Raw genomic sequence first — 14,755 nt, forward strand, 5'->3', positions numbered from 1 at the left:
ATATGCTATCATTTTGATTGAGTATCCTAGGTTGGAGGGCTGAAAGTGAACAAATTTCATGATATATTTTTAGAATTGGAAAAAGGTATTTTAGAGGGTGATTATCCGCCGGGAACACTATTACCAAGTGAGAATCAATTAGTTGAACACTATTCTGTTTCAAGAGAGACGATCCGCAAAGCATTGAACCTCTTGATCAATGCAGGGTATATCCAAAAGAAACAGGGCAAGGGCTCTATTGTATTGAATGTAAGAAAGTTTGATTTTCCGATTTCCGGAGTGATCAGTTATAAAGAGTTACAAAAGGCACAGCAAATACATAGTGTGACAAAAGTAGTCGAATTGAAAGAAGAAAAAGTTGATGACGCTTTGGCACGCTTAACGGGCTGGAAAAAAGATGCAGCTGTCTGGCGCTTGGTGCGGCAGCGGGAAATCGACGGAGAAGTTGTGATCATCGATATTGATTATCTTTTAAAAGAAATCATTGCAGAGCTTCCGGAAGAACGTGCGGCAGATTCGATTTATGATTATTTTGAAAATGATCTGGGCTTAGAGATTAGTTATGCTCAAAAAGAGATTACAGTTGAAGCAGTGACAGAAAATGATCAGCGTTTGATGGACTTAAATGAGGACACTTATATTGTCGTCGTCCGTAGTGTGGTCAGTTTGGAAGATACTCGTTGCTTTGAGTACACTGAATCTAGGCATAGATTAGATAAGTTTAAGTTTGTTGATTTTGCTAGAAGAAGAAAAGCTTAAAAAGGTATGGATAGCTAGGGGATGACACGCTTTGTATGTAGGGATTATCTATTTTCTCGTGATTATATTCGCGAATACAGTTGGGGCTATTTCTGGTATGGGTGGCGGTGTGATCATCAAGCCGGTATTAGATGCTTTTCATTTTCACACTTTAGCGGCAATCTCATTTTATTCTAGTGTTGCAGTCTTCACTATGTCCATCGTTTCGACATTAAGACAATTAAAGAATGGATTGACGTTACGCATTCAAATTGCTCTACTTGTTTCTTTGGGATCCGTTATTGGCGGTATTGCTGGAAATAGTAGCTTCGAATTTTTACTTAAGTGGTTCTCGGATGAGAAATATGTGCAGCTGATCCAGATTGTTTTAACGATCATGACGTTGCTGTTTGCCTTCATTTACACCAAATTTGGTAAGGAACGGACGCTGCAGTTGAGCCACTCTTTTTGGTATGTGATAACTGGAGTGTTTTTAGGATTTATTTCTACATTATTAGGGATTGGCGGAGGACCGATCAATGTTGCTCTGTTGATGTTATGCTTTGGTATACCGATCAAAGAAGCGACTGTTTATTCGATCATTACGATTTTCTTTTCACAAGCTGCGAAGTTAATAACGATCGCACAAGGAAGTGGTTTCGGACGTTTTGATTTGAGTTTGTTGCTTTATGTGATTCCTGCGGCAGTCATTGGTGGTTTTATAGGAGCACTGATCAGTGGAAAAGTCTCCTCTGAACGAGTGACTCAGATTTATCAAGTAGTGATTTTACTTGTGTTACTGTTGAATGTTTGGAATGGGGTTCGCTTATTTATCTAAGGAAGAAAAACAGTTAAAGCTTGTCAGCAGAAGGTTTTAGGTGTTTTTTCTATTTATGCTATAATTATTTTAGATAAAAAAAGGAGGATTGAAATGAAAAAAATTGTTAAGGTTATACTGTGGGCTGGTTTGGTATTTTTATTAGTGGGATGTGCATCCAATACAGCCGAAAATATCGAAGTGAATGATGATAAGGTTCCATCTGTTTACTCAGTGATCGGAGAGAAAAAAATCGTTGGTACAAATAGTGAAGTGAAAAATAAAGTACGAATGACAACACTGACGTATAAAGCAGGCAGTATCAGTGAAAAAGAATTACAAAAGTATATCGAGTATTTAAGAGAAAAAGAGGGTTACGTGTATACATTAGATTCTAAACAAACAGAAGAAGGTACGTTGATTCAATTAGGCAAAGAGTCTAAAACAAAAGGGAATATCGTTTTGGTAGACTTTTTGTATCCATCGATGGATAGTGAAAGCGTGAAGATCATGTATCGCTCAGGTTCAGGATCACTAAAAATGAATGAATAAAGCAAGGGGCTAAGAGATGAAGTATCACGTAAAGGATTTTTCAGAGCTGACGACAAAAGAGTTCTTTGAGATTGCTAAGTTGCGGACTGCAGTTTTTGTGGTCGAGCAGAATTGTCCGTATCAAGAGATCGATGATATCGATGAGCATGCACTGCATACGTGGTTGCAGGAAGAGAAGGATATCGTTGGTTATACACGAATCATCGATAATGGTGAGACGGTATCTTTTGGTAGAGTGCTGATCGATCCTAATTATCGAAAGCGTGGGTTAGGAAATCTTCTTTTAGAGAACACACTAAACGTGATTTCAGAAAGATATCCAGAGAAACCGATCATTATTGGGGCTCAGGCGCATCTGACCGGTTTTTATGGTGGATTTGGCTTCAAAGAAGTTTCAGAGGTTTATTTGGAAGATGATATTCCTCATGTGAAGATGAGGAAATAAAAAGTTGGTGAAATCACTTCACCAACTTTTTATTAATTATTCGCTTAATTCTTATTATCCGTAGTTGACTCCTTAGTCACGCCAACTGTTTTTTCAGCATTTTGTGCAGCTAGTAAATCACGGATCTGCTCAAGGTAATCTTCACTCGTAAGCAGGATCTCTTCTGTCTTATCTGCTTCAGCCTCTGGTTTTTTCTTCATTCGATTCGCAGCTTTCACGATTAGGAATAATACAAACGCAGTAATTAAAAAGGTAATAATAGCACTGATCACATCACCGATTTTAAAAGGTACACCCTTGACTGAAAAGACTAAAGCACCCAATGCATCATCAGCACTTTGTTTACCTGTAGTCATGACAAAAACCAGACTAACTAGAGGTGTGATCAACCCATCAACGACTTTTGTGACGATGGCAGTAAAAGCAGAACCGATCACGACCCCAACGGCTAAATCAAGGACACTGCCGCGCATAATAAATTCTTTAAATTCTTTGATCATAAGATCATCCTCCCTTTCTCAAATCCAGTATACAGAAAAAATGAAAAATTTTGAAATGAAAGACTCTTACATCAAGGAAACACTACAGAGCTGTGCTATAATTGAATAGATGCGGAAAATCTTAAAAAAAGGTTTAAAAACAGCCAGATGATTGTATTTCATGCTGGGCTTTATTATGATGAAAAAACAAAGAGGAGCTGACAAGATGCCGATTGCATTAGCACAAGGAGTCAACTTACATGTTGTCCCAACAGAAAAATATAAAACGGTACGTATTTTGGTTCGTTTCAATACGCGTTTAAATAAAGAAACAATCACTAAACGAACACTTTTATCTAGTTTATTAGAAACAAATAGCCTGAATTATCCTGATCAGGTGAAATTGAGCGGTAAGTTAGCAGAATTATACGGAGCCAGCTTTGGAATCAACGTCAACAAAAAAGGCAATCTGCACTGGCTGAATGTTTCAATGAATTTTGTGAATGATCGTTATTTAGAAAATACGCATGTTTTAGAAGATGCAGTTGATTTTATCAAAGAAATCATCTTCTACCCAAATATCATTGATGGTAAATTTGAAGCTGAAACGTTTCAGCGGGAAAAAGAAAATTTGCTTGCCTATTATGAAAGTGTTTCAGAAGATAAACAAGTCTATTCTTCTTTAGCACTGCAAAACCTTTATTTTAGCCAATCAGCGGATCAAAGAATCCCGAGTTTTGGTACTCGTTCTGATTTAGAAAACGAAACGGCTGAAAGTCTCGCAGCATATCACGAGCAAATGCTCAAGGAAGATCAAGTCGATATTTTTGTTTTGGGAGATGTGGATGAAACAACGGTTACCGCTCTTTTCAAAGCGTTACCTTTTGAAGACCGCAGTGCTGGTAAAGCAGATGTTTTCTATACGCAACCCTCTAGAAATGTGATCGAAGAACGGTCAGAACAAGAAAAAGTAGCACAGTCCAAACTAAATTTAGGCTATCACACGGATATTTTTTATGGGGACGAAAATTATTTTGCTTTGCAGATTTTTAATGGTGTTTTTGGAGGCTTTCCACATTCCAAGCTATTTATGAATGTACGTGAAAAAGAAAATCTTGCCTATTATGCCTCAAGCAGTATCGATACATTTCGTGGTTTTTTAAGTGTCCAAACAGGGATCGATGGTAAAAACCGGAATCAAGTACTGCACTTGATCGCACAGGAATTAGAAAATATTCGTCAAGGAAATGTGACTGAGCTTGAAATCAAACAAACGAAAGCGATGCTGAAAAACCAATATTTACTTTCTTTAGACAACGCTGGAGCTGTCTTGGAAACGGAGTATCTGGATGATTTGATCCCTCATTTACGTTTAGAAGACGACGAATGGATCCGCCGCATGGAAGCTGTGACGTTAGCAGATGTACAACGAGTGGCTAAGCGAATCCAGCTGCAAGCTATTTTCTTTTTGGAAGGAGAAAAAACGGATGCATAAAAAAGAATACACTCAAATCAACGAAGTTCTTTATACAGAAGTCTTAGAAAATGGGCTAACAGTCTATCTGCTTCCGAAACAAGACTATAATAAGACGTATGGTTTATTCACAACAAATTACGGATCGATCGACAATGAATTTGTACCGCTTGGGCAAGAAAATTTTGTCAAAGTTCCTGATGGGATCGCTCATTTTCTTGAACATAAAATGTTTGAAAAAGAAGACGGCGATGTGTTCCAACAATTTGGCCGTCAAGGTGCATCTGCCAATGCTTTTACGAGCTTTACGAAAACCAGCTATCTTTTTTCAACGACAGATCAAGTGGAACTGAACTTGAAGACATTACTTGATTTTGTTCAGGAGCCTTATTTTACAGAAGAAACGGTCGAAAAAGAAAAAGGCATCATCGGTCAGGAAATCCAAATGTATTTGGATGACTCAAACTGGCGCTTATTTTTCGGCATATTAGGTAACTTATACCCTAAACACCCGCTGCATATCGATATCGCCGGGACTGTTGAAAGCATCGATGAAATTACTGCGGAGGATCTTTATACTTGCTATAACACATTTTATCATCCAAGTAACATGTCGTTATTTGTCGTTGGTAAAATGGAACCGGAAGAAATGATGACCTTTATTCGCGAGAATCAAGCAGAAAAAACATTTGCGCAAGCAGTACCGATCAGACGTCACTTTCCAAAAGAAACAGCAGAAGATATCCTAAAGGAAAGTTCGATCGAAATGCCGATCAGTCGTTCAAAAGTGATTGTTGGGCTAAAAGGACTGGATGAGGTACCTGTAGAGGGCAAAGCGTTACTGAAATACAAACTAACAGCGAATTTATTGCTGCAATTATTATTCGGAAACACGTCTCAAAACTATTTGACTTTGTATAATGAAGGTCTTTTAGACGACAGCTTTGGTTACGAATTTAGCTTAGATCGAAGTTTCCATTTTGCTGATTTTGGCGGCGATAGTGATTATCCTGAGCAATTGGCAGAGCGGATTGAAGAAATTCTGTTAACTGTTGCTCAAAGTGAGGAATTGACAGAAGAAAATCTTTCTTTATTGAAGAAAAAAATGATCGGTAAGTATTTCCAATCACTAAATTCACTTGAGTATATTGCCAATCAATTTTCACAATCACTTTATGGAGAAACGACATTGTTCGATACACCTGAAGTTATTGAAAGCATTCAATTATCTGATATAAAAGAGCTGGCTGAAAGTTTCATTGATCAAAAAGGCTTGAGCCGGTTTTATATGCACCCAAAGAAATAATGAAAGAGTGAGCAGAAGTGATTTCCTCGTACTAGAAACTAGGAGTCGAAATATTTCTATCTTAAACAAAAAAAGTCCGATATTTCGTTAAAAACTTTCAAAAATGTTATCCTCATCAGTATTTTTTTGTGGTATTCTTAAAAGAGTTGAATAATCGAAAAATGTGACTATTTCACTAAGCGATTTACTACTAAAAGTCAATAAGACAAATCGAAACGATATAAAAAGAGTGAATGTGGACCAAGCAACCCCTTCACCAATACCAAAAGAAACGATCGATAAATTAGAGAGACTGGAGAAGATGGACGAGTGGCCAGCGTAAATATAGGAAAAAAATTAAGAGATGCAAGGCTTCAGCGCAATATGTCTTTAGACGAGCTGCAGCAAATTACAAAAACACAAAAACGCTATTTGATAGCAATTGAAGAAAATGACTTTGACTCAATGCCGGGCACTTTTTATGTGCGTGCATTCATTCGCCAATATGCTAGTGCAGTTGGTTTAGATGGAAATGAATTGGTTGAAGTTTATGATGGAAAAACGGAAGAAGCAGCAGCGGAATCATCGATTCAGTATGAGACGCTTGATGAGTCACGTACGCAGATGTATGATGAAGAAAGCTCATTTAAACGCTTTACACGTAGTTTGCCGGCAATTATTTTTTCTTTGATCGGTCTAGCGATCGCTGTTGTTGTTTTTTACATTACCTGGCAGGACCGTCAGGCAAATCCAATCATTCAAAAGCCGGATACTGCGATAATCAGAGAATCTTCATCTGATTCTAGCAATGAGTCAAGTCAGGCACCTGTTTCAAGTACGACAGAATCATCTTCTACAACTAGTTCTAGTTCGTCAGAACCTAAAGAACCGACCGTAGTCAGCTTTTTGGGTGAATCGGGTACAACTGTAAATATGAGTGCGACAAATGCTGCGACGCCGACTAAACTTGATTTTTCAGCAATTACAGCTCCTTGCTGGGTTGGTGTATATATCCCAACAGCTGAGAATAATGACAATGGTTATTTCTTCCAACAAACAGTTCAGCCAGGCCAAACACAATCTGTAGAGATTCCAGAGGGAACCACTCAGTTTACGATCAGTTTGGGTGCTTCTGAGTACATGGAATTTAAAGTAGATGGACAAGCTGCTGTATTCAATCCGAATAATACAGGCATTGGCCCTAGAAATATCAACATGAGTCTTGAGTATGCACAAACACAGCAATCGTCACAGTCATCAGAACAAGTTCAACAAACACCGCCAGCATAATAAAAGCAGGCTGGTTCAATAGAATGAGCGGGAAGAATTTACAGAAGAGCTAAAGCTCATCGTAGATGTTTTCTCGCTCATTTATTGAAATCGATGACGGAGAGAATAGATAAGTTATTTATGAAATGACTTTTTTCGTGACAGTCGTCATTAGATACCGTAAAATGAGTAGGAAAAGAGAGGGGCAATAAGCATTGAATTTACCAAATAAATTAACTGTTCTTAGAATTTTTATGATTCCGATTTTTATTATTGTTGTTAGTGTTCCGATGGATTGGGGCACGATTACTTTTGGAGGAGCATCGTTAGCGATCACTCAGCTGGTTGGTGCTGTGATTTTTGCAGTTGCTAGTATCACAGATTGGCTAGATGGAAAAATTGCTCGTTCACGTGGGTTAGTAACAAACTTTGGTAAGTTTGCAGATCCATTGGCTGATAAAATGTTAGTGATGACAGCTTTTATCGTGTTGGTTGCACAGCAAAAAGCACCAGCCTGGGTCGTTGCGATCATTGTTTGTAGAGAGTTAGCAGTTACTGGCTTACGTCTATTGTTGGTTGAAGGCGGCGAAGTGATGGCCGCAGCGTGGCCTGGTAAAATCAAAACAGCGACGCAAATGGTGGCGATCATTCTATTATTGATCAACAATATTCCATTTACAGCTATTGGCTTGCCAGTTGATTTAATCATGCTATACATCTGTTTGATCTTTACGATCTATTCAGGTGTTGATTATTTCGTAAAAAATGCAGATGTTTTTAAAGGATCAATGTAAAAAAGTAAAGATAAACCAGAATGAAAAACTAGACTTTTTGCTCTTTTTTGAGCGGAAAAGCTGGTTTTTTCTTTTTTATAAAAAATATTTTTAGCTCTAAAATGTATATATATCAATAGTTAGAGCATTTTTCGAAAAACTTTTGACTATTATTTATAAAATAATAGTTTACTTTTCTAAAAAGAGTGGTTATAATCTGTGTATCGGAACTATTATTTTATGAACAGTAGTATTCGAACGAAAAATAAATTGGAGGAATCAATAATGAACAAATTTGTAAAAGGTTTACTAGTTGCTGGGGTAGCGTTATCAATTGGAGGAGCAGGATTTACAGCTGTAACAACTCAAGCACATGCGGCTTCAGTTCAATCTGCAGATACAACTGCAAAAATCAACGCATTGATCCAAGAAAAACAAGAAGTGATCAATAAGAAAAAAGTTAGCAGAAATAGTTTAGAACAAAAAGCTTTGGGCATCCGTCTAGGCGAAATCGAACGTGAGATCCAAGCCTTGAAAAATGGCAGTTCAACAGGTGGTTCAACTGGAAGCACAACAACACCATCTACACCTGCTAATGATACAGCAGCAAAAATCAACGCATTGATCCAAGAAAAACAAGAATTGATCAACAAGAAAAAAATCAGCATGAACTGGCAAGAACAACAAGCACTAGGAATTCGTATCGGTGAAATCGAACGTGAAATCCAAGCCTTGAAAAACGGCAGCTCAACAGGTAGTTCAACTGGAAGTTCAACTGGAAGTTCAACAACACCATCTACACCTGTAGAAGATAATGCAGCAAAAATCGCAGCATTGATCCAAGAAAAACAAGAATTAGTAAACAAGAAAAAAGTTTCTCGTGATAAAAACGAGCAAAAAGCATTAGGTAAACAAATCGATGCAATCGAAAAAGAAATCAAACAATTGAAGAAAAACAAATAATATCTTTTAAACAGACTTACTAAATTTCAACTTTCTTACCCGAATTTGTGTGAATATAATAAAAAGTAACTGCGTCAGACTGTAGACAAAGTCCCGAAAAAAGGGGATGATGTCTACATTTTTTTCTTTTATACTCAATGTGTGAGAACGTTCTAAATAAGGGCTAGGAAGAAATTATGTAAAAATACCTAATGAATGTAAGGAATCAATTTATGATGATTTACTTGGAAAAACTTGTCCCAAAAGATTACTTGATTTGAAAAGTAGATAGACCAATGAAACACCTATACCAAAAACATTCGTTTTTGGTTGAGAAATAAAATGTGATTAGAATAAATTGAAAATATAACCGACTATTATTAATAGTCGGTTCATAAGTAACAAGACAAATTTCTGACTTTAAAAGTATGAAGAGACACTATGGTGGAAGGAATCATAGTGTCTTTTCATGTATATTTACATAGTAAAGTAGCTAATAGCGGAATTTTCTCTCATAAATGATTAGGTTCGTTCAATAAAATGAGAAAAATAATAGGCTTTTTGTGTTAAAATGATAAATAAACATATTTATAAAATTCAAAAAGGAGAGAAGAATAAAGTGGCTGGAGATTGTATTAAATTATCGCCGCAAGAATTACGTACGTCTGTAACAAAATATACGGATGGATCGTAAAAAATTGAAAACACTATACAAAAAGTACGTTCTGAACAAGAATTCATTCAACGAAGTTGCCAGTAAAATTGCTACCTAAGCCATCTTTGTTTAAAAAAGTGAGGTGGTCTGTTCTTTTATTTTTCATTAAGGAGTAGAACTTGGCACCTTTTAATTCTGGTTTTGTCGTTAAAGTAAAGGAGAAAAAAATGGAAGAATTTGATAAAATCAACATCGATATTCGTCGTCACGAAGAAGACAGACGGAATTATGAAATTGACATATTAAATGCGAAAAATAGATTAGAGCATCTATACAATGCAAGAGCCAAGCAACAACAGTCACAAAATGCTTTTCATGAGATGCAAGAACGTAGAAAAAGACAGTGCCAAGGAGTCTTTGGTATCTCTGCTCATATGCGTTTTTCAAATTCTCATGCGACTCGTATCATGGATATACTAGATGGGAACAAAGCACGACATACAGAGCAAGCTTTAAATGAAGGTTTTCAAAAAGTGATAATGGAGATTGAGACAGAAGAACAGAAAATCGCTATGACACGTCAGTTAATAATCAATTGTGACAACACCATTGATAAATTATATTATCAGCGCAGTCAAAGCCTTTAGAAAGGAAGATATAAAATGGGTTACAACATAGGTTACGATATTGTGGTAGATGAATCTGAAAGTGAAGCTTTTGGTTTTGCTTATGAGAAAAGAACAACAACATTTGAAAAAAAATTAGGTGATTACCTTGGTTCTTTAGATCGTATTTTAGTGAGTGCTGTAAAAAGTGGTCAGGTTGCGGATAACTTAGAAACATTTAAACAAGAAGCGAATACTTTGAAAAGCGAAGTAGAACAGTTATCTAATCGTTACAAAGAAAAAGTATCTCCCTATAATGCTGCAATTGATGCAGCGGATAAGGAATTGTATTAAGGAGATGAACATTCAATGAGTCTTATCAGTATTGAGCCTGCGGCTATAGAAGAGGAAATTTCTTTTCTAAAAGAATTACTTCAAAAAAAGAGAACCATTATTTCTGTGCAAAGTACAAATAAAGGAGAGACGGCAACAAAGATGAACGAGGTTCTCAAATATTCTGAAACTTTAGACGAATACCTTAATTTGATGATTCAGAATACTATTTCATTTTTAGAAAACGCTAAAGATGCTTATGTCGATGTAGATGCAAAAAGTGCGGCAGTTTTAGACCATCTATTAGCAGAGGAGGAATAAAATGAGCGTGAAGATACATGATTTTTCTCAAGCAAGTATTGAAGAATTGAACCGTATTATGTCTGAAGTGGAAGATGACGGACAATGGGGTATATTTGATACTATAGGAGACTGGACGATGGGTATTCCGGAGCTTGAACAGAGTCAAGAAAGCTTTCAAGAACATTTTCAGGCTATAGTAGATAAACATAACATCGGTGTTAAGGATTTTGATACAATTTTAGAAGAGATTCATAAGGTGGATAAAGAATATGCTGCTCAATTTGATAGTATCTTATCTGAAATGGAGGTTTTCGGGAATAAATTAAAGAATGTCGCTCAGTTGATTACGCCATCTGTGATTACATCGTCTCAGGGGAAATTTACTGAAATTCTAGGAGTTATTCATAGCAAAGAAATTAACGATCTTTATCGGAAATGTACGGAGAACGACCAACTGTGGAAGGATATTCTTAGTAAAGATGCTGGTGGGATATCAAACGAGGAGTATGCGGCATTAGCTTTAGTTTATACGACAGTAGATGCGGATAAATTGGATGATTTTTTAAATGCGTGCATGAATAAAAATGAAGATGTGGATTATAATTTTGCGGTAGAATTTCAAGGTTTACAGGATCATACGTCTTGGATAGTAGACAAAGAAAAGGTAGACCAGATTTTATCCATGATACAAGTAATGAGAGATAATTCGGTTATTTTATTGCAGTATGTTGATAGAGACTCCGAGGAAGAATTCTATAAGGAAGTTAAAGCCTACAGTGATGACTTGATGCAGAGAATGACATTGTTATCTGTATCGAAAGAGATAGGGATTTTTAACGGGACTCACAAAAAAGATTCTCCAGAAATAGTTTTAGTCCGAAATGAAGATGGTTCTCTTAATCTTAGCTTCAGAGAAACTAAACTTATTTATGAGCCAGGTATGAAAAGTGTAGTATCTATGGACTTGTACCCGTCTTCGGTCATCATATCTAATACGAAAAACGGAGAAGGGATTGATATTGATGCATTAGAAAATTCCAGAATAGCTTTTTCAGAATATTTTGAAGCCCCTTCTATAGAGGAGGCGTCAGCTTCTTTTGCATCAGATCAAGTCAAGAGTGTTGTCACAGATGGAATGCTGGATGCAGCAAGAGCAGGTGCAAAAAAGGCTGGGAAAATAGGATTATCTAAAGCGATTGGATTTATCCCAATTGTGGGAGACGTCGCAGGAGCTGGAATAGATTATTATAATGATATGCAGGAACATAATAAAGATGTTTCGTTTATTGATGGACAACTAACTGACCTCGAAGAATCTATAATATATGCGGATTTTGATTGTTCTACGTCAAGAGTAGTTTATGATACAAGCAATGTTAGTGGTAATATTGTTTTTGTTAAACCGGGACAAGATACTTTTAATCGATTAAATCGATTAAATGAAGCATGGGGAACAAACTATACATTGGATGATATTCTTTATAGACCAAAAGAAATATTTGATAAGGCTGCGGAATTAAATAATGACATTACTAAAAAAGACTTATACGACGAAGCAATCAATAATAAGTGAAAGAGACATGGCTATGAAGAGACGAAACATATCAATGTTATTAGGAATATTTATATTACTGTTACTTGTAGGGAGTGGAGTTATCTATTTTCATAAAGAAGGGAAGAAATCAGAAATGAAAGAACCGGCTGTATATACAAAACAAAAATTATCAAACATACAAGTGAGAATTTTAGTAAGTAGATTGTATTTAGATGCAGATCCAAGCATTACTTTAGCGAGCACAAACACGAAACAAGAGAATGAGAACATGACTTTAACAACTACAGACGACACTGAAAAAGCAGTTGTTGTTCTGAATTACTATCTCTTTTATGACTTATCAGATTATGATAAAAAAGGCTATGAAAAGGCAGTTGAATATGGTTTCAATAAAGAAAAACTTATTACAATAGACTGGATTATGGACAACAAGAAAAAAGCTTTCGATATTCTCTATGCTATGTTTGATGCTAATTCCCTGTTTGAAGATAGAAATGCTATACTTAGAACCTATGAACGTGTAAAAGAAGAAGTGAAAATGGATTAGAGAAAAAGTATATTAACGTAATTACTATTTTACCAATAGAACTTAAAAGTTTTTATCAAACAAAGTTGTGCAACAACATGCAAGATATTAGGCTATCAAAAGTTTCAATCGAAAAAAATTGAGCAATTAAAATAAGAATGCTAGGATGTCAAAAATTACGATCATAAATACTTTACTGATTAAACGAAACAGACGATATTCTTAGTGTCTGTTTCGTTTAATCAGTAATCATGTAATCTCTAAAAACTTTATCTTAGAACACCTTTGACAACCAGAATTTTTGTTAGGTCTGTCTATACATTATGTTGTTAATTGTATACAATAGAGTGTAAGGAGTTGATTACATGAAACCCAAAGTTTTAATATCATCAGTATATGTTAAAGAAGAATCATTTGAAGATTATAGGTTTATTGTTAAAAAGGCTGCGGAAGAAAGAGGATACGAAGTAGTTAGGAATCCAGAAGACAGTGGAATAACTCAAAAAAACTTTGATCATATTATTGAATCTGAGCAAGCTTTACTATTTTTACTTGTAGGTAAAGTTCAGTCAGAAACTGTACTAAAAGAGTGTTGGGAAGCTCAAGCCAATAAAGTGCCTATATTTCCTTTTATGAAGGTAGACTTAAACGGAATTGCAAAAGAGAGTATGGAATTAATTTCATCAGTATCAAAAGAACTCTACGATAATGAGTGCTCTTGTTTTAAAACCGGAGAAGATCTTTATAAATCAGTCATTGAGCGATTAGATTATTATGAAAATCAAACAAGAAACGTTGAGATCTTCTCAGGTTATGTAGGTAGTTACAAAACAGCTACAACACTGATAAAGAACGGGAAAAGGATGAACATTACTTTTCAAAAAACTTCTAGCTTATTATTAGGTCCCAAGCGGGGAGATATACGAGATAAAGAACTTTATGATGCACTAATCTCTGAAATATTTGACAGTTCTGCTAATAAAAAGACAATAATCTATTTGACAAATCTAGAGGAGACTAAGAGAAGTTTATATAATTTTATATACAGTAAAGCAGTGAAGGAAGAAGATTCAGAAGAAAGACTCAAACGGTGGTATAATTATTTTGAACGATTTAGAAAAATAACCACTATACCAGATAGTAATTTTGTGATAAAAGATACAAGTTTGGTTGGAGATGAAATTAAACCGTTTGTTTATACTGACCAAGAGGTATTTTTTTTAACCGAAATTGGTCTTAATAAGTGGAGTATTTCTTTGCCTCAAGGGTATATAGATTCAAAACAAATAGATTCATTGGAGCATCACTTGAGTGGCATTGGAGATTTAGTAACTTTTAGTGAAATAGAAGAAAAATTTAAATTATTTATTGATAACTATACTAGAATATTTAGATAAATTAAATTTACTTAAAAATATACTATCCAAACTTAGACGATTGATCAGAGCAGGATATCTGATAGTCAAAAATTGATATCTTAAGAAAGAAGCAATTTAAAAAATAAGATTCGCAAAAAAATCTGACACAATCTTATTGTGTCAGATTTGTAAAAATCAGCAAAGCTAGACAGCTCTAAGGCTCAACTCACGTTCGAGGGAAGCCTTTCATTTATAACTTCTTTAAATCTGACTTAAACAATGTTATAATGGTGTTAAGTCGGGTTTAGAAAAAGAGGGATTTTTTTGAAAATTGTGGAACCATTTCGAGACAAAAAACAGATCGATGCCATGAAAGCTATTTTATCTTCCGGAAAAATGGGCCAACGAAACGTGTTGCTATTTTCGATTGGAATAAATACTGCTTATCGAATTTCAGATCTGCGCCGGTTAAAATTATCTGATGTCTTAACAATTTCTCGTGATCGAGTGATTGCCAAAGATCGATTAGAAATGAAAGAGCAAAAAACAGGGAAGCATAATTCGATTATTATTTCGAATAAGCTGAGAAAGTTGATCATGGAATACTGCCTAGAAGTTTTTTCCTATGAGGTAGCAAATCGAGACT

18 protein-coding genes and 1 pseudogene are annotated in these 14,755 nt (G+C 35.5%); 18 read left to right on the forward strand and 1 reads right to left on the reverse strand.

Annotation, left to right across the window (positions count from 1 at the left end; translation table 11 throughout):
• Positions 1-45 precede the first annotated feature (45 nt).
• The 4 genes from treR to H3T55_RS15430 all read left to right on the forward strand — a co-directional run bounded on the left by treR (position 46) and on the right by H3T55_RS15430 (position 2,552).
• Entirely contained in the window at positions 46-759 is a 714-nt protein-coding gene (gene treR, locus H3T55_RS15415; protein WP_087641780.1) for a trehalose operon repressor, read from the forward strand.
• A gap of 31 nt (positions 760-790) precedes the next feature.
• Positions 791-1,576 carry a sulfite exporter TauE/SafE family protein gene (locus tag H3T55_RS15420; protein ID WP_225534979.1) on the forward strand — a complete coding sequence of 262 codons (786 nt, stop codon included), beginning with the start codon at positions 791-793 and terminating at the stop codon, positions 1,574-1,576.
• 93 nt (positions 1,577-1,669) lie between these two features.
• Positions 1,670-2,107 carry a hypothetical protein gene (locus H3T55_RS15425; RefSeq protein ID WP_225534978.1) on the forward strand — a complete coding sequence of 146 codons (438 nt, stop codon included), beginning with the start codon at positions 1,670-1,672 and terminating at the stop codon, positions 2,105-2,107.
• Between the two features lie 16 nt (positions 2,108-2,123).
• Entirely contained in the window at positions 2,124-2,552 is a 429-nt protein-coding gene (locus tag H3T55_RS15430) for a GNAT family N-acetyltransferase (RefSeq protein WP_225534977.1), read from the forward strand.
• Between the two features lie 44 nt (positions 2,553-2,596).
• Here the strand turns inward: H3T55_RS15430 and mscL are convergent, their stop codons facing one another.
• Positions 2,597-3,052, reverse strand: coding sequence for a large conductance mechanosensitive channel protein MscL (gene mscL / locus H3T55_RS15435; RefSeq protein ID WP_225534976.1), 456 nt, complete (start codon positions 3,050-3,052; stop codon positions 2,597-2,599).
• 205 nt (positions 3,053-3,257) lie between these two features.
• Between mscL and yfmF the strand changes: the two genes are divergently transcribed.
• The 14 genes and pseudogenes from yfmF to H3T55_RS15500 form a co-directional block, all read left to right on the forward strand.
• Complete coding sequence (yfmF, locus tag H3T55_RS15440; protein ID WP_225534975.1) at positions 3,258-4,526, forward strand: EF-P 5-aminopentanol modification-associated protein YfmF; 1,269 nt, start codon at positions 3,258-3,260, stop codon at positions 4,524-4,526.
• Positions 4,519-5,811, forward strand: a complete 1,293-nt coding sequence (yfmH, locus tag H3T55_RS15445; protein ID WP_225534974.1) for an EF-P 5-aminopentanol modification-associated protein YfmH — start codon at positions 4,519-4,521, stop codon at positions 5,809-5,811. The genes yfmF and yfmH overlap by 8 nt, the downstream gene beginning before the upstream one ends.
• Positions 5,812-5,974: 163 nt before the next feature.
• Positions 5,975-6,133 carry a hypothetical protein gene (locus H3T55_RS15450; RefSeq protein ID WP_225550241.1) on the forward strand — a complete coding sequence of 53 codons (159 nt, stop codon included), beginning with the start codon at positions 5,975-5,977 and terminating at the stop codon, positions 6,131-6,133.
• Positions 6,121-7,080 (forward strand): helix-turn-helix domain-containing protein, encoded by a 960-nt coding sequence (locus H3T55_RS15455; protein ID WP_225534973.1) that lies wholly within the window; start codon positions 6,121-6,123, stop codon positions 7,078-7,080. Before H3T55_RS15450 ends, H3T55_RS15455 begins: the two co-directional genes overlap by 13 nt.
• Positions 7,081-7,274: 194 nt before the next feature.
• Positions 7,275-7,853 carry a CDP-diacylglycerol--glycerol-3-phosphate 3-phosphatidyltransferase gene (pgsA, locus tag H3T55_RS15460; RefSeq protein ID WP_088270279.1) on the forward strand — a complete coding sequence of 193 codons (579 nt, stop codon included), beginning with the start codon at positions 7,275-7,277 and terminating at the stop codon, positions 7,851-7,853.
• 264 nt (positions 7,854-8,117) lie between these two features.
• Positions 8,118-8,795, forward strand: a complete 678-nt coding sequence (locus tag H3T55_RS15465) for a hypothetical protein (RefSeq protein WP_225534972.1) — start codon at positions 8,118-8,120, stop codon at positions 8,793-8,795.
• A gap of 550 nt (positions 8,796-9,345) precedes the next feature.
• On the forward strand, positions 9,346-9,468 hold the full coding sequence (locus H3T55_RS16690) for a hypothetical protein (RefSeq protein ID WP_263866786.1): 123 nt from the start codon (positions 9,346-9,348) through the stop codon (positions 9,466-9,468).
• Positions 9,469-9,656: 188 nt separating this feature from the next.
• The gene (locus H3T55_RS15470) at positions 9,657-10,076 is read left to right on the forward strand and encodes a hypothetical protein (protein WP_225534971.1); all 420 of its coding nucleotides are present in this window, start codon (positions 9,657-9,659) and stop codon (positions 10,074-10,076) included.
• Positions 10,077-10,091: 15 nt separating this feature from the next.
• On the forward strand, positions 10,092-10,388 hold the full coding sequence (locus H3T55_RS15475) for a hypothetical protein (protein ID WP_225534970.1): 297 nt from the start codon (positions 10,092-10,094) through the stop codon (positions 10,386-10,388).
• A gap of 15 nt (positions 10,389-10,403) precedes the next feature.
• On the forward strand, positions 10,404-10,688 hold the full coding sequence (locus tag H3T55_RS15480) for a hypothetical protein (RefSeq protein ID WP_225534969.1): 285 nt from the start codon (positions 10,404-10,406) through the stop codon (positions 10,686-10,688).
• Between the two features lies 1 nt (position 10,689).
• On the forward strand, positions 10,690-12,243 hold the full coding sequence (locus H3T55_RS15485; protein WP_225534968.1) for a hypothetical protein: 1,554 nt from the start codon (positions 10,690-10,692) through the stop codon (positions 12,241-12,243).
• A 7-nt stretch (positions 12,244-12,250) separates the two neighbouring features.
• Positions 12,251-12,772, forward strand: coding sequence for a hypothetical protein (locus H3T55_RS15490; RefSeq protein WP_225534967.1), 522 nt, complete (start codon positions 12,251-12,253; stop codon positions 12,770-12,772).
• Positions 12,773-13,116: 344 nt separating this feature from the next.
• Positions 13,117-14,148, forward strand: coding sequence for a hypothetical protein (locus H3T55_RS15495; protein ID WP_225534966.1), 1,032 nt, complete (start codon positions 13,117-13,119; stop codon positions 14,146-14,148).
• Positions 14,149-14,433: 285 nt separating this feature from the next.
• Positions 14,434-14,755: pseudogene (locus H3T55_RS15500) on the forward strand (site-specific integrase); the annotation flags it as partial.

The sequence above is a fragment of the Enterococcus sp. S22(2020) genome (assembly GCF_020295385.1).
GTDB lineage: Bacteria > Bacillota > Bacilli > Lactobacillales > Enterococcaceae > Enterococcus_L > Enterococcus_L dunnyi.

What these genes read in the sequence shown, in the direction of transcription:
- H3T55_RS15425 (WP_225534978.1), top strand. Translation starts at nt 1,670, where the DNA reads ATGAAAAAAATTGTTAAGGTTATACTGTGGGCTGGTTTGGTATTTTTA.
- H3T55_RS15430 (WP_225534977.1), top strand. Translation starts at nt 2,124, where the DNA reads ATGAAGTATCACGTAAAGGATTTTTCAGAGCTGACGACAAAAGAGTTC.
- mscL (WP_225534976.1), bottom strand. Translation starts at nt 3,052, where the DNA reads ATGATCAAAGAATTTAAAGAATTTATTATGCGCGGCAGTGTCCTTGAT.
- yfmF (WP_225534975.1), top strand. Translation starts at nt 3,258, where the DNA reads ATGCCGATTGCATTAGCACAAGGAGTCAACTTACATGTTGTCCCAACA.
- yfmH (WP_225534974.1), top strand. Translation starts at nt 4,519, where the DNA reads ATGCATAAAAAAGAATACACTCAAATCAACGAAGTTCTTTATACAGAA.
- H3T55_RS15465 (WP_225534972.1), top strand. Translation starts at nt 8,118, where the DNA reads ATGAACAAATTTGTAAAAGGTTTACTAGTTGCTGGGGTAGCGTTATCA.
- H3T55_RS16690 (WP_263866786.1), top strand. Translation starts at nt 9,346, where the DNA reads ATGATAAATAAACATATTTATAAAATTCAAAAAGGAGAGAAGAATAAA.
- H3T55_RS15470 (WP_225534971.1), top strand. Translation starts at nt 9,657, where the DNA reads ATGGAAGAATTTGATAAAATCAACATCGATATTCGTCGTCACGAAGAA.
- H3T55_RS15475 (WP_225534970.1), top strand. Translation starts at nt 10,092, where the DNA reads ATGGGTTACAACATAGGTTACGATATTGTGGTAGATGAATCTGAAAGT.
- H3T55_RS15480 (WP_225534969.1), top strand. Translation starts at nt 10,404, where the DNA reads ATGAGTCTTATCAGTATTGAGCCTGCGGCTATAGAAGAGGAAATTTCT.
- H3T55_RS15485 (WP_225534968.1), top strand. Translation starts at nt 10,690, where the DNA reads ATGAGCGTGAAGATACATGATTTTTCTCAAGCAAGTATTGAAGAATTG.
- H3T55_RS15490 (WP_225534967.1), top strand. Translation starts at nt 12,251, where the DNA reads ATGGCTATGAAGAGACGAAACATATCAATGTTATTAGGAATATTTATA.
- H3T55_RS15495 (WP_225534966.1), top strand. Translation starts at nt 13,117, where the DNA reads ATGAAACCCAAAGTTTTAATATCATCAGTATATGTTAAAGAAGAATCA.